Genomic DNA, 14657 nt, shown 5'->3' on the forward strand with positions numbered 1-14657 from the left:
TGTCAGACTTCGGAGGCTGTGATTGATCTTGGGACAAACTGGCGGGTTGTGTATGCCTGGCCGTACATGACGGGCGTGAACCCGTGGTGAATGGCGGCATCCGTGTGGTATCTGACGGGTTGTGTATGTCTGGTCATGCGTAACGGGTGGGAATCTGTGGTTGGCGGCCGAATCCAGGCGATATCTGTTGGGTTATGTATGTCTTGGCATGCTCGGTTGGGTGGTAAGCTTCCGGAGTCCGTTGGATTGTGTGTCATCTGGGTAGTTGTGTATGTCCGACCATGCGTGATTGGCAAGAATGCTTGGCGGGCAGCCGTGTGAGGATTGGCTCACAAAGTGGGTGGTTGCAGTGCCGAGGTTGACGATTTTGGTCAACCTGTGCCCTGTTGTGTGAGGATTGGCTCACAATCTGGGTGGTTGAGTAGCGGGTGTTGGCGGTTTTGGCCGGTCCGTGTTGGGTTGTGTGAGGATTGGCTCACAAACCGGGTGGTTGGATGATGCTGGGCGTGGAGGAATGAAGGGCGCCGAGCAATCGGCCCTCAGCATCGCGGTCGCGATTCCCTTACATCCATCCCCCTATACTCATGGGTATGGCAGAAGGAAATCCATGGGACAATGCCCGCAGCGACCGGTCGGGCCGGTCTTCCGGTTATGTGAAGGGTGAGACGGGCACCCCCGTCCGCGACGCGGTGTTCGACCGCGTGCCCCCGCATGACGATGACGCGGAGATGGCCGTGCTCGGCGGCATGCTCATGAGCAAGGACGCCATCGGCGAGGTCTCGCAGATGATCAGCGTGTCTGATTTTTACCAGCCGAAGCACCAGACGATCTACCAGGCGATCATCGACTTGTTCTCAGCCTCGCAGCCGGTCGATGCCGTGCTCGTCGCAAACGAGCTGATGAAGAACGGCGATCTCGAGAAGGTCGGCGGCGCCGATTACCTGCACAGCCTGGTCGCCTCCGTCCCGACCGCCGCGAACGCCACATATTACGCCGAAATCGTGCATCAGCGCGCGATTTTGCGCAATGTGATCGCAGCGGGCACGAAAATCGCGCAGCTCGGCTATTCGGCGGAAGGTTCGCAGGCCGAGGACGTCGTGAATATGGCCCAGGCCGAAGTCTACGAGATGAGTGTCGGCAAGGTCCGTCAGGATTATTCGGCCATCGGCCCGGTGGTTCATGATGCACTCGACCAGCTCGACAAACTGCAGAACGGCGAGGTCGAGCGCGGCGTGCCGACCGGCTTCCGCGATATCGATGACGTGACACAGGGCCTGCAGCCGGGCCAGATGATTGTCGTCGCCGGCCGCCCGGCTATGGGCAAGTCCACGCTCGGCGTTGATTTCGCGCGTTCCGCCTCGCTACACCACAATATGACGACTATCATCTTCTCCCTTGAGATGAGCCGCGTGGAACTTGCGCAACGTATCATCTCTGCCGAGACGAACATCCCGCTGGTCGCGTTGCGTCGAGCGGATGACATCACGCCGGAACGGTGGAACACGCTGAATAACTTCTGGAACAAGATGCAGGACGCGCCCCTGTTCATTGACGACAGCCCGAATATGAGCCTGATGGAAATCCGCGCGAAATGCCGCCGACTCAAGCAAACGAACGACCTGAAACTCGTGGTGATCGATTACCTGCAGCTCATGAGTTCCGGCAAGCAGGTGGAAAGCCGTCAGCAGGAGGTTTCCGAATTCTCCCGTGCCTTGAAGCTGCTCGCCAAGGAGCTTGAGGTGCCGGTTGTTGCGTTGAGCCAGTTGAACCGTGGTCCGGAAATGCGCAACGATCGCAAGCCGCAGCTGTCCGATCTGCGTGAATCCGGTTCGATTGAGCAGGACGCCGACGTGGTGTTCCTCGTGCACCGCCCGGATTTCTACGATAAAGAGGATCGCCCCGGCGAGGCCGATATCATCATGGCGAAGCATCGTAACGGCCCGACAGAAACGTTCCATCTTGCCTTCCTTGGCGCCACATCGAAGTTCAAGGATATGCCGCAGGATTATCAGCAACAGCAGGAGGTATGACATGGCGCAACAGCTTTCCCCGGTATCGGGCGGACGGCAGGATTCCGCCGCGCCCGTCGATTCCGCCCAGTCCGCGCCCGCGCCCAAGTGCCCGTGGTACGCGTTCGCGACCCCGACAATCGGCCGGGCCGTCCGGCACGCGTCCCGCCTGCTGCATCATGGCGGCAGCGCACTGCCCGGCAAGGTGGTCGAGCGCATCGATCCAGGCTTCCTCGCCCGCACGTTGAGCTCGCTGCCGTATGGGGTGGTGCTGGTTTCCGGTACGAACGGCAAGACCACCACGACCCGTATGGTCGCCTCCATGCTCTCCGACATGGGGTTGCGCGTGTTCACGAACCCGACCGGCTCGAATTTCACGCGCGGTGTGGTTTCCTCCCTGCTCACCCAGGTGAGCGCGTTCGGGCATCTGCACGCGGATATCGCGGTGTTGGAGCTTGACGAAGCGTACGCTGTGCATTTCGTCCGGCAGGTTCGTCCCCGATACGCGTTGTTGCTCAACGTGATGCGCGATCAGCTTGACCGCTTCGGCGAAATCGACAACACGGCCCGCCTGCTCGCCCATGTGGCGCGCGCGACCACCGGGACCGTGGTGCTCAACCGCGAGGATCCGCGTATCGCTCGGCTTGCCAGCGAGGTGCAGCCGGGCGTGCAGGTGCGCTATTTCGGCCTGTCCCAGGCGTTGCGCAGCTATTTCCCGTCTGACGACGACATGCACAATACCGATATGCAGGCCGCTGAAGTACAAACTGCTGAAGCGCAGGGCGTCGCCGTACAAGCCGCGGGGGCACAGCCCACAGGCGCCGGCAGCAGCACGGCTACCGCTACCGCCACCTCTTCCGCCACTTACAACCCCGACTGCCTCAATGCCGACGTGACTCTCACTCACGTAGGCGACCACGAAGCCACGTACCGGATCACCGATCACGACATCGCCACATCCGTGAAACTCGAAGGCGTCTATAACCTGTTCAACGCAGCCGCTGCCGCGACGGTCGTGCGCGCGGTCACCACAGACACCCCGCAAGGCGTCGCTTCGGATGACGATCTGATCGCATCGCTGTCCCGCGTGACCCCTGCGTTCGGCCGCGGCGAGACCATCAGCGTCGGCGGCACGCCCGTCGAGCTACTGCTGGTCAAAAATCCGATGGGCTTCCGCCTGTCGCTTGCCTCGTTCCCGCCCGCCGGGCACGACACGATGATCATCATCAACGACGAATACGCCGACGGCCGCGATATGAGCTGGTTGTGGGATGTTGATTTCACCGGCCTGCGAGGCACCGGAGTAGCGGCGGTGTCCGGCACGCGCGCTTGGGACATGGCCCTGCGCCTCGAATACGACCAGGTGCCGGTCAGCCATGTCGATACCGATCTCGAACAGGCGGTCGCCGATTTCGTCGCCGCCGACCCGACCACGCCGAAACGCATCTATTGCACCTACACGGCGATGCTGCGCACGCGCGCGAAACTCTCGCATATCACCGATGTCACGGACGCGGGCGTCGGCAGATGAACGCGCCAACGACGCCATCGCCATCATGCATGGACGCAATCAGCGAAATATGAAGGAGCTTGTCATGCCAGCAATGAACGAAGCAACCCGGAACCTTGCGGATACCGAGGCCGACACGCGTCCGGGCCGCCGCATTGACGTCGTGTCCCTGTACCCGAAGGATATGAACATCTACGGCGATTGGGGCAACGTGCTCACCGTCATGCGCCGGCTGTCGCTGTACGGCTACGACCCGGTTCTCCACGAATACAACCAAGGCGACCTGTGGCCGGACCATGTGGACCTGATCCTCGGCGGCGGCGGACAGGACAACGGGCAGAAGAAAATCACGGACGACCTGTTCGCCCGCGCGGACACCCTGCGTACGCTCGCCGCGGACGGCGTGCCGATGCTCATGATCTGCGGCCTGTACCAGCTGTTCGGCGAGTATTTCGAAACCGTGGACGGCACCAGGCTTGACGGCATTGGCATCCTCGGTGCGTACACCGTGGGCCGCGAACACCGCATGATCGGCAATCTGGTCGAGCACAGCGAGGAATTTGGCGACATCATCGGCTACGAAAACCATTCCGGGCAGACCTTCCTGACCGGTGGCACCAAGCCCTTGGGCCGCGTGGACGCCGACGGCACCGGCAACAACGGCACCGACCACACCGAGGGCGCGCGGTTCGGCAACGTGATTGGCACATACATGCACGGGTCGGTTCTGCCGAAGAACCCTCGTCTGGCGGACGGTTTGATTCGAATCGCCGCTGAACGGCGGTATGGCGCGTTTTCCCCTCAGCAGGACGAGCAGCAGTCCGCCGAGCTGCGCAGAATCGACGATTTCGCGCAGCATGCTCGGGTTGTGGCCGCATCCCGGCCCAGATAAACGACAGACGGTGATTGACAGATGGAAGGCGGAAGCGCCCGTCGTCGTCATTCCAGGCCGGATTTTGCCTACGCGACGCGCGAATGGGAGTGTCATGCCTCCCGCCCGTGACCTTCGTGGGGTAATGTTGGACGTACAAGGACCTGATACAAGGAGGTAATGATGGCTGACTTCAACTTCAACGACGGCCTGCTGCACAAGGTGTTCCTCGCAGGTGTCGGCGCTCTGGCGACTACGGTCGAAAAGAGCCAGGAAATCGTGGATGATCTCGTGAAGAAGGGTGAGATTACCGTTGAACAGGGCAAGGCGCTGAACGCCGAGCTCAAGCACAAGGCTGAGGAAGCGAAGGCCGAGGAAACCAAGCCCGCTTCCGACGAGAAGAAGGACTGACTCCGGTCGGTTGCCATGCCGCCGTCCGCCTTCGTCGCGCGCTATGACATGCGACAGGGCCGACGGCGGCATGTGGCATGCCCGGCGTCAGGCAGTAGCATATGGCTGATATGGCAGACGATCAACACGAGGTATCGCGCGATGTCGCGAAGCAGGAATCCGGCGGACCGGTAGCGCCTGAGCCGGAAGAGCACACGGAAACGCAGGGCGCGTCATCCCGGAGCGACGATGCGGCCGCTTCCGGCGCTGCTGCTTCTGGTGCTGTTCCCGGTGCAGTCTCCGACAACGCGACTTCCGACAATGCGGCTTCCGAGAACACTGTTCCCGGTGAGACCGCCGCCGGCAACACCGCCTCAGAAACCGCCGCGACTGGTGACGCCTCGCCTGACAATACGCCGCTCGCGCACGATGGTCCCCAGCAGGAGACCTCGGGTGCCGCGCCCACATACGCCGGCGAAAAAATCGGCCTGTTCAGTGGCCGAAAGAACGATTTCTCCGAAAAATACCATCTCACCCGGCGCGGCAAACTTAAGCGTCTCGACCAGATCATCCGGATCGCCAACCAGTTCGACGCAATCCACGGACTCACGCCGGTCAAAATGCGTCTCATGTTCGAGGCGCTCGGCCCCACCTTCGTCAAAGTCGGACAAATCCTGTCCATGCGCTCGGAGATTCTGCCGCAATCTTTCTGCGACGAACTCGCCAAACTGCGGGCCAACGCCGACCCGATGCCCTACCAGACCGTGCTGGACACCCTGTCCCACGAGTACGGCAAACCGGTCAAAGATATTTTCAAATCTATTGACTCGACTCCGCTCGGCTCGGCTTCACTCGCGCAAGTACATCGCGCGACCCTCGTGACCGGGCAGGATGTGGCCGTCAAAGTCCAGCGTCCAGGCGTGCGCGAAACCATGGCGCAAGACGTGTCCATCATGCGCACCATCGCCAGGAGCGCCACGAAAATCATGCACAACGCGCAGGTCGTCGACTTCCAAGGCGTCGTAGAAGAACTGTGGGACACCTTCGAATCGGAGACGGACTTTCTGGTCGAGGCACGCAACTTGCAGGAATTCAAGCGGTTCTGCTCGCGATTCGCCTATATGGACTGCCCGAAACCATATATGGACCTGTGTACCGAACACGTGGTCGTCATGGATTATATCGACGGCATCTCGCTGTCGCATCCGGGCGCGCTTGTCGCCAAAGGCTACGATCTGAAGGAAATCGGCACCAAACTCGTCGATAATTACGCGACCCAGGTGCTGGACGAAGGGTTCTTCCATGCCGACCCGCATCCGGGCAATATCATCATCTCCGGCGGCAAGATCATCCTGATCGACTTGGGTATGACCGGCAGGCTCAACAAAAAGACCCGCACGGTGATGAAGGATATGATTTTCGCTGTCGCCAAGCAGGATTCACCGGCGCTTGCCGACGGGTTGCTGCGGTTCGCGACGACGGGCGCCGCGGTGGACAACTACCCGGAATTGCTTGCGGATCTTGATTTGATTGTCGAAGAATACGGTACGGTTGACCTTGATGAGCTGGATATCGCCAGTTTCATCACCTCACTCACCCAGCTCGCCCAACGGCACGGCATCGAGGTGCCAAGTTCGGTGACCACGGTCGGCCGGGCGTTGGTGACGCTGGAAGGGCTGCTGGACGAGTTCATTCCGGATGTCAATATGATCGAGATTATCTCCCAGCACATCGCCAGCAGCAAGACAAACCTCGCCGAAATCGAGAATGAGGTCCAGACGCTCGGTATTGAGGGACATAAGGCCTTGCACGGCGCGTTGCAAACGCTCGCCGAGATGAAAACCGCCTCGCGGATGCTCACTCGTGGCCAATTGCGTGCCAATATGCAGCTCGTCGGATTCGATGAGCCGTTCAAGCTGCTGAGCGATATGGTCAATCGCTTGACGATGGCGTTGATTGTGGTCGGGCTGTTCATCGGCTCGTCGATTGTGTATTACGCCGGCATGAAGCCGATTATCTTCGGTATCCCCGTGGTCGGGTTCATGGGGTATGTCATCGCGTTCATCTTGTCGGTATGGATTGTGTTCGACATCTATTTCAAAGGCCGCAAAAAGAAGCACTGAATCGAGCCGCCCGCCCGGCCTCACCGCTCCGTGTCTTCCCAAACTAGTTACGCTAGTGGGCGTGTTTGCGTGGCTGGTTTGTGTGTTTTCCCAAACTGGTTACGCTGGCGGGCGTGTTTGCGTAGTTGGTTTGTGCATCTTCTCAAACTGGTTACGCTGGGCGGTCGGTTTGCGTGGCTGGTTTGTGTGTCTTCTCAAACTGTCTACGCTAGGCGGGCGCCCGGCGACGGGGTTTCTCACGGTTTGTCGGATGGTTACGCTGCGTTCACCGGATTCCCCGATATTGGTTCGGCCGGTACGGTAGGCTCGAATAAGCATGTCCACGAGGAGGAAACATGTCCGGTAATAAGCAACTGACGCATCTGCTAGTCGGTGCCGCCGCCGCGGCCGGGGCTGCGGCATGGGCCATCGCGCCTCGTTCGTCCAATGACAAACGCAACAATTTCGTACCCGTCGTGCCGCAGGTATGGTACGCGCATCGCGGTCTGCATGATGCCGGTTCCGGCTTGACCGAGCAGTATGCGGCAGAAAGCGGCGAATACGTGGCGTTGTCGCGTCGCATGGCCATGCAGGCGGGGTATGGTTCGCCTGTGGTCGAAGGACCGATCGCGCCTGAGAACTCCTTGGCTGCGTTCGCGGCGGCGTGTGAGGCTGGGTACGGCATCGAGCTTGATTTGCAGCTGACCCGTGACGGCCAGGTCGTGGTCGTGCATGACGGCGACCTGCTGCGTGTGGCTGGCGACCCGCGCAGAATCGAAGACCTCACCTATGACGAATTGACGAGGATCCCGCTGTTCCCAGCCCCCGCGGCCCCCGGTGACGCCGCTGCAGAACGGATTGATTTCGCCGGTGGGCAGCCGTCCACTCCGCAAACCGCGCCGGACGGCTACTACCAGCATGTCCCGCTGTTCGCGGATGTGTTGCGTGTGGTCAACGGCCGCGTACCGCTGATCGTGGAGTACAAGTTCGACGACAACTCCCTGTGGGGCGAGCGTGACGAAGCCCTGATGCAGCGCGGTGACGAGCTGCTGCGCCGCTATGACGGCCAGTATGTGATTGAGTCCTTCAACCCGGCGGCGGTGCAATGGTATCGGAAGCACCGTCCGGAGGTGTGCCGCGGCCAGCTCGCCGAGCCGCCGCAGCCGGGTCAGTCCGACTGGAAAGGCTGGTTCGCTGGCCTGCTCGGTTTCGATTGGATGAGTCGTCCTGATTTTGTGGCCTATGACTGGCAAGGCGGCGACCTTCCGCAGATGCGCGCCACCCGCGCGATGGGCGCGACCGCCGTGTCGTGGACAGTTCGCAGCCGCGCGGAGCTGGAAATCAGCGACCGGTGGTTCGACCGTCACATCTTTGAGGCCTTCGTCCCCGAACGCGCGTCCGACAAGGCGTAACCGCCGATTCATCATCACTGCCGGGCTGAATGACCCCCGGCCGGAATGGACCGCAGTCGGAATGGACCGCAGGAAACGAGAAGCCGGGAACCCTTGCAACAGCGAGGATTCCCGGCTTTCTTAGGTTTCGTGAGTGGTTGTGCCGCTACACTGCCTAGTCAATAACGCCGTACAGACGGTCGCCGGCATCGCCGAGACCTGGCACGATATACGCCTTGTCGTTGAGCTTCTCGTCGACAGCGCAGACGACGACCTTGAACGCGATGCTCGGGTCGATCTGCTCCTGCACGAACTTCAGGCCTTCGGGTGCCGCGATGATGTTGATCGCGGTGATGTCCTTGGCTCCGCGTTCGGCCAGATAGTGGGTCGCGGCGACCAGCGTGCCGCCGGTGGCGAGCATCGGGTCGATCAGGAAGCACTGGCGTCCGGTCAGATCTTCCGGCAGGCGGTTTGCGTAGGTGATCTGCTTGGTCGGATTGTCTTCGTCGCGCTTCATGCCGAGGAAGCCGACTTCTGCGGACGGAATCATCTTGGTCATGCCGTCGAGCATGCCGAGGCCTGCGCGCAGTACCGGCACGATAATCGGGCGCGGTTCGGCGATGTGCTTGCCGATCATCGGGGCGACCGGGGTTTCGATGGGCTTGTCGACCACGTCAAGGTTGCGCGTCGCTTCGTAGGCTTCGAGCATGACGAGTTCGGAGATGAGTTCGCGGAAGGTGCTGGACGGCGTGTTTTTGTCACGCAGCACAGTGAGCTTGTGTTCCACCAGCGGGTGGTTGAGTACATGCAATTCCATGCTTCCCAGATTACCGCCATCTGCGTGATTGAGCGAGCCGGTCCGACGGCGTGGCGAATGACGACGATGCAGAACCTGTGTTGATGCGTGATTCGGCGGCCGTCGCAAAGAAGGGAAAACGAAAGAAATGCGCCGGACCGTGAAAGCGCCTGTCGGCGCAAACGCCGCTCGCAGCGGCAACAAATGGAGCCCGGGGCTTAAGCACGGCTCGACGCACAGCCCAGTATAGCGGTATCCGGAGGTTTTCTGTCACGGCGTGGCGTGCGCATTCGTGCCTATTCCGTGCAGATGCAGATTCCGCCGCACGGGCTGAATCGTTGCGTTACTCCAACCGCCCTCGACGCCACAGGTGCGCGCCCTCATGGAAGTCGCGCGACGTGGTCAGCAGATTCGCCGCGGTGTGCATGAGCCGTGCGGCGCGGGTCTGCGCGTCGTGCGACGCCTCTTGTGCCCCTTGCGTCCCGCCGTGTGCCGCTGCATCCTTCTGCGCCGCGGTGATCCGGTGCGCTTGAACACGCAACCCATTGGCGATGACATCGGTGAACGCGCTCGCCCGGTCCAGTGCCACAGCGAAATCACCGGTGAATGCACCTGACAGAATGGAATCCGCGGTCCGGGCGATATCCTCGGCATCCGGCGTCTCATCGACTCCCACAATGGCGGAAGCCGTGGTTGCCACCGGTTCGCTGAGCCGCCACAATCGCGCTATCTGCTCACGATTGCGTTGCATCCATGTGCGCAGTAGATACAGGCGCCACAGAATACCCGGCAGGGAATCTGGCTCTGCATTGCTCCACAGCTGCGCGATGATATCCACGCCTTCTGTGTCCACAAGCGTGATGACACGCCGCACAATCTGCGGATCTTCGGTGTGGTGCACGCGGTCAAGCAGCGCCGCCGCCGAAGCGTGGCTCATCTCGCTGATGACCTCCGGGTCGAGACCGCCCCCCAGATGGTCCAAAATCGCCGGGTCGAGCTGCGCCGGACGGGCTGGCCGCGCCGAGCCTGACGGTGAGGCGAGGAACCCCGATCTGCTGGATTGGATTGATCCGGAACTGGAGGAGTCAGTAGACAAGTGGGCTCACTTTCTGAATATCGATGATTTTCGGGCCGTCGCCCGTTTCGATGATAGCCAAGGCAATCGCGTTGCCGGTGGGCATATACGGCGATTTCGCGATGAGCCGTTTCGCCAAAGCCTCGGACGCGCACATCCCGCGCAGATGAGTGAACATGCCGCCGATCACCGGACGGTGCATACAGATGGCTGTGTCCATGCCAGTGTCCAGCATTCGGTCGATTTCCTTACGGAACCGCTGCCATGCCGCATCAGGGTTCTCGGCGAACGCATCCTCAGTCAGCTCGTTGGCCATGTCAACGGTCAGGCCGGTCTGCCAGGAGAAAATCTCGATGGTCTGCATACATCTCAGCCACGGGGAGCTGACCAGACGGTCGGGGCTGTAGCACGCCAGCTCGCGGTTCAGCGCGAATGCAGCCGCGGCTCCACGCGGAGTAATCGGGCGGTCGCCATCCAACCCTTTCCACTGTTTGCGCGCCTCTGCTTTGCCGTGCCTGACGATCAGCAGCGTGCGGCTTTGCGCTGCGCCGGCTTTGACTAGAGCCACGAACTTGTCGAGAATCATGCGGTCGAGGATATGGGTCAGCAGTTTGCGCGCGCGGGATACCGGCACCCACACCACCGTGTCGATTTCGTCCTTGTCCGCAGGCAGGACCGGGCCAAGCGCTGTGTGACGGCGCTTTTCGGCTTCTTCGGTGATTGGCGTCGCCATCCAAAACACGACATGTTTCTGGTCGACGGTTTTGTTTTTCACGCGACGCTTGCGTCGGCCCTCATCCGCCAGCGGGTACTCGATGTCCCCGATCAGCGCCCCCAATTCCACGGCGACGCCGGATTCCTCGCCCATTTCGCGTACCGCCGCGTGCCGGTGGGTTTCGTTGTTCTCCAGTTTGCCTTTCGGCCAGCTCCAGTCATCGTATTTTGGCCGATGCACGACGCATACTTCGATGGCGTCGAGCGCTGATGCGGGATTCGACCCGACGGGCAGCCTCCCGTCATCGGAGAACTTCATCACGCCCGATGCGGCTTGTTGCGGGCGGTAGATGATACCTCCAGCGGCTTCGACGATTCTTGGCATACTGATTCCTTTCCCCTTGACTATCAACGATACCGTCTGCGAGCGCTTGGATTCGCACGGGTGATGTTTGCGTGCGGCGCGGGTGCGATTGCGGATGCGAGTTGGATGTGAACGCGGACACGACTGCGAAAGCGGCTGCTGATACAGCTACTGATGCGGTCGTGACGGCGAAACCGGAAACGAGCGCGGATACGGCCGTGACGGCGAAACCTGCGCGAACAGGACCCGGACATGAATGATGGCGGCTGACCGGTTGCAGTCGGCCGCCATCATCGTCGTGGCAATCGCAAGGGTGTCGTACGCGGCGAATCCCTCGCATCCCGTTTCCTGATTTCTTGCGGTTTTACGCCGAGCGGGCTCAGTGAGCGAGCGTGTTGGTCCCCGGCTTGCGCTGATGCTTGTGAATCAGGTATTCCTGGCAATCGACCAGCGGCCGGCCTTCCTCATCGCGCGAATGCAGCACATACGTGCCGTCCGGCTGCATATGCCACGAAATGGTGGAATCGGCCATCTGCAAATCGACGTAATGGATGAGCTCCTCCACCTGCTCCGGCGCGGTGATGCGTACAAGCGCCTCCACACGACGGTCGAGGTTGCGATGCATGAGGTCGGCGGAACCGATCCACACCTCAGGGCCGGAAATCGGGCCTTCGCCGATCTGCGGGCCGTCGGAGTTTGCGAAGGCGTAGATGCGGCTGTGCTCGAGGAAGCGGCCAAGGATCGAACGCACGCGGATGTTCTCGCTCAGGCCGGGAACGCCGGGCTTGAGCGCGCAAATGCCGCGCTCGACGATATCAATCTTCACACCCGCCTGGCTTGCGCGGTACAGCGCGTCGATAGTCTTCTCATCGACGATCGAGTTGACCTTGATCTTAATCCATGCCTCTCTGCCGGCGCGGGCAGCGTCCTCCTCGCGGCGGATGCGCTGGATCAGACCGGTGCGCACGGTACGCGGGGCGACCAGAAGACGGTGGAAGCTGGACTTCGGCGCGTAACCGGACAGCTGATTGAACAGGCGGGTCAGATCTTGGCCGACCACCGGATCGCAGGTCAGCAGGCCGAGGTCGGTGTACAGGCGGGCGGTCTTCGGGTTGTAATTACCGGTGCCTACGTGGCAGTAGCGGCGCAGGCCATCGGCTTCCTGACGGACCACGAGCGAGAGCTTGCAGTGCGTCTTGAGTCCGACGATGCCGTAGACCACGTGCACGCCCGCGCGTTCGAGCTTGCGGGCCCACATGATGTTCGCGTCCTCATCGAACCGCGCTTTGATCTCGACGAGCGCGAGGACCTGCTTGCCGGCGTGCGCCGCGTCAATCAGCGCGTCGATGATCGGCGAATTGCTGGACGTGCGGTACAGCGTCTGCTTGATGGCGAGCACCTTCGGATCGGCGGCCGCCTGGGCGAGGAACGCCTGCACGGAAGTCGAGAAGGAATCGTAGGGATGGTGCAGCAGGATGTCGCGCTCGCGGATGGCGGCGAAAATGTCCTGCGCATGGCTGGATTCGACTTCCGCAATCTGCCGGTTGGTGATCGGGATGAACGGGCGGTACTTGAGATCCGGGCGGTCGATGGCCTGCAGCTCGAACAGAACCGTCATGTCCAGCGGGGTGGGCAGACGGTAGACCTCGTCGGCGCTGACGCGCAGCTGGTCGGCGAGCAACTGGGAGAGGAACGGGCTGGCCGCGTCGGAGATCTCGAGGCGGATCGGGGGTCCGAAGCGGCGGCGCAGCAGTTCTTTCTCCATCGCGTTGAGCAGGTTTTCGGCGTCGTCTTCCTCGACGTCGATATCCTCGTTTCGGGTGACGCGGAAGGATCGCGCCTCCTTGATAATCATGCCGGGGAACAGGGATTCCAGATGGGCGATGATTAGGTTCTCCATCGTGATGAAGCCGTAGCGTTCCTCGCGGCTCTCCTCATCGGTCAGATCGTCGACCGGGACCAGACGGTTGAGGTTGCCCGGAATCTTCACGCGGGCGAAATGAGTCTTGCCGCTGGTCGGATTCTCGACGAGCACCGCGAGATTCAGCGAGTTGCCGGAAATGTAGGGGAACGGGTGCGCGGGGTCCACAGCGAGTGGGGTGAGCACGGGGAACACCTGCTGGCGGTAGTAGCGTGACAGGCGTTCCTGTTCGGCGGTGGTGAGCTTGTCCCAGCTCAGCAGGACGATATGCTGATCGGCGAGTGCGGGCAGGATATGGTCGATGATGTAGTGCGCGTGCTCGTCTTGCAGGCGGTGGGCTTGTTCGCTGATGGCGCGGAACTGCTGGCGCGGGCTCAGGCCGCTGGGCGACGTGACGGCGATGCCGGTGTCGATGCGGCGCTTGAGGCCGGCCACGCGGACCATGAAGAACTCGTCGAGGTTGGAGGCGAAGATCGCGCCGAAATTGGCGCGTTCGAGCAGCGGAACGTCTTCGTTCTCGGCGAGCTCGAGGACACGCTTGTTGAACTTCAGCCAGCTGAGTTCGCGGTCGAAGAACCGGTCTGGCGGCAGCGGCTGCTCGCCTTCCTGGGTCTCCCGCTTGTCGTTCTTGTCTGTCTCGGCGATGTGCTCAGCTATCTGGCTGCGCAGAATCGCCTTCGAGGGTGCGTCAAAAATTTGTGCCATACCACTACTCTAGGCACTTGGCTGGGAGTTGTCGCGGCAAAGTCGGGAAAATTTAGCCGGTGTTTACATTTCGGCGTGTTGCGGGTGGGGTGGGTGCGGTGGTTGCTGGGGTGCGATGGGTTGCGGGTGGGTTGGTTGGCTGGATGGTACCCGGTTGTGGTGCGATTGACAGGTCGCACGGCGGGGCGTTGTGTGGGGTGTTCTGGGACTTGGCGGTCGGTATCGGCCTGTGGCGCAACAGATGATTGCAGAACTGAGTGGTATCCGGCGACTTGAATGCGCTGTGTGATCATATCTGTCGGTCTGCGAATGTCATGGCATGCATGACTTGGAGGTTCCGGTGCGTTTGAGCGTCGGTGCGCTTGGTTTCAGCGCATGATGTATGTCTCCGCATACATGAGATTGCCGATATCCCTGACCTGTCGGCAAGGCGTCGAGTGACGGATAGCTCGGCGGTCGGCAGAGCATGCCGTCCCGCGCCTCGCTGATTGCCGCTGGGTTCCAAGGACATCAATGGCGTGGTGGAATGTGTGTTCTGGTACTGATTTGTGCGGAAATGGTTGGTTGGGGGAAGGGCTGCCGGACCGGTGCGACCGGCGTGTCTTTCGGTGCGCACATAATCGCACATACGAACCGGTTCGATGCGCACACGAATCTGCAAGATTGCCGCGTTTGGATGTGCCGTCGAACACTTGCGCAAATAAATGAACAATTCCGCCTCAGACGACGATATCGAGTTGCGGTCGGCGAGAATCGGGGCATAATAACAAGTACAAGGAAAACTTAAGAGAGCAGAAGCCCACAGTAGT

Annotated in this window: 10 protein-coding genes; 6 read left to right on the forward strand and 4 right to left on the reverse strand. The window is 61.2% G+C overall.

Annotated elements, in window-relative coordinates; all coding sequences use genetic code 11:
• The first annotated feature begins 590 nt into the window (after nucleotides 1–590).
• The 6 genes from dnaB to ACTQYB_RS02640 all read left to right on the forward strand — a co-directional run bounded on the left by dnaB (nucleotide 591) and on the right by ACTQYB_RS02640 (nucleotide 8294).
• Nucleotides 591–2030, forward strand: coding sequence for a replicative DNA helicase (dnaB, locus tag ACTQYB_RS02615; protein WP_081966536.1), 1440 nt, complete (start codon nucleotides 591–593; stop codon nucleotides 2028–2030).
• Nucleotide 2031: 1 nt separating this feature from the next.
• The gene (locus ACTQYB_RS02620; protein WP_441481790.1) at nucleotides 2032–3540 is read left to right on the forward strand and encodes a MurT ligase domain-containing protein; all 1509 of its coding nucleotides are present in this window, start codon (nucleotides 2032–2034) and stop codon (nucleotides 3538–3540) included.
• A 73-nt stretch (nucleotides 3541–3613) separates the two neighbouring features.
• Nucleotides 3614–4411, forward strand: coding sequence for a type 1 glutamine amidotransferase (locus tag ACTQYB_RS02625; protein WP_441481816.1), 798 nt, complete (start codon nucleotides 3614–3616; stop codon nucleotides 4409–4411).
• Between the two features lie 162 nt (nucleotides 4412–4573).
• A complete protein-coding gene (locus ACTQYB_RS02630; protein ID WP_015449738.1) occupies nucleotides 4574–4801 on the forward strand; it encodes a phasin family protein in 228 nt (75 codons plus the stop codon).
• Between the two features lie 110 nt (nucleotides 4802–4911).
• Nucleotides 4912–6903: an ABC1 kinase family protein gene (locus ACTQYB_RS02635; RefSeq protein WP_441481791.1), complete on the forward strand. Its 1992-nt coding sequence runs from the start codon at nucleotides 4912–4914 to the stop codon at nucleotides 6901–6903.
• A 335-nt stretch (nucleotides 6904–7238) separates the two neighbouring features.
• Nucleotides 7239–8294 carry a glycerophosphodiester phosphodiesterase family protein gene (locus ACTQYB_RS02640; RefSeq protein WP_441481792.1) on the forward strand — a complete coding sequence of 352 codons (1056 nt, stop codon included), beginning with the start codon at nucleotides 7239–7241 and terminating at the stop codon, nucleotides 8292–8294.
• Nucleotides 8295–8448: 154 nt separating this feature from the next.
• On the opposite strand, the gene upp is transcribed toward ACTQYB_RS02640, so the two are convergent.
• The 4 genes from upp to ACTQYB_RS02660 form a co-directional block, all read right to left on the reverse strand.
• Complete coding sequence (gene upp / locus ACTQYB_RS02645; RefSeq protein ID WP_015449741.1) at nucleotides 8449–9090, reverse strand: uracil phosphoribosyltransferase; 642 nt, start codon at nucleotides 9088–9090, stop codon at nucleotides 8449–8451.
• A gap of 322 nt (nucleotides 9091–9412) precedes the next feature.
• A complete protein-coding gene (locus ACTQYB_RS02650) occupies nucleotides 9413–10135 on the reverse strand; it encodes a hypothetical protein (RefSeq protein ID WP_441481817.1) in 723 nt (240 codons plus the stop codon).
• A 19-nt stretch (nucleotides 10136–10154) separates the two neighbouring features.
• Nucleotides 10155–11243: an NUDIX hydrolase gene (locus tag ACTQYB_RS02655; RefSeq protein ID WP_441481793.1), complete on the reverse strand. Its 1089-nt coding sequence runs from the start codon at nucleotides 11241–11243 to the stop codon at nucleotides 10155–10157.
• A gap of 358 nt (nucleotides 11244–11601) precedes the next feature.
• A complete protein-coding gene (locus ACTQYB_RS02660) occupies nucleotides 11602–13848 on the reverse strand; it encodes an RNA degradosome polyphosphate kinase (RefSeq protein ID WP_033506620.1) in 2247 nt (748 codons plus the stop codon).
• Nucleotides 13849–14657 lie beyond the last annotated feature (809 nt).

The sequence above is a fragment of the Bifidobacterium sp. LCP19S3_E9 genome (assembly GCF_052121135.1).
GTDB classification, from domain to species: Bacteria; Actinomycetota; Actinomycetes; order Actinomycetales; family Bifidobacteriaceae; genus Bifidobacterium; species Bifidobacterium thermacidophilum.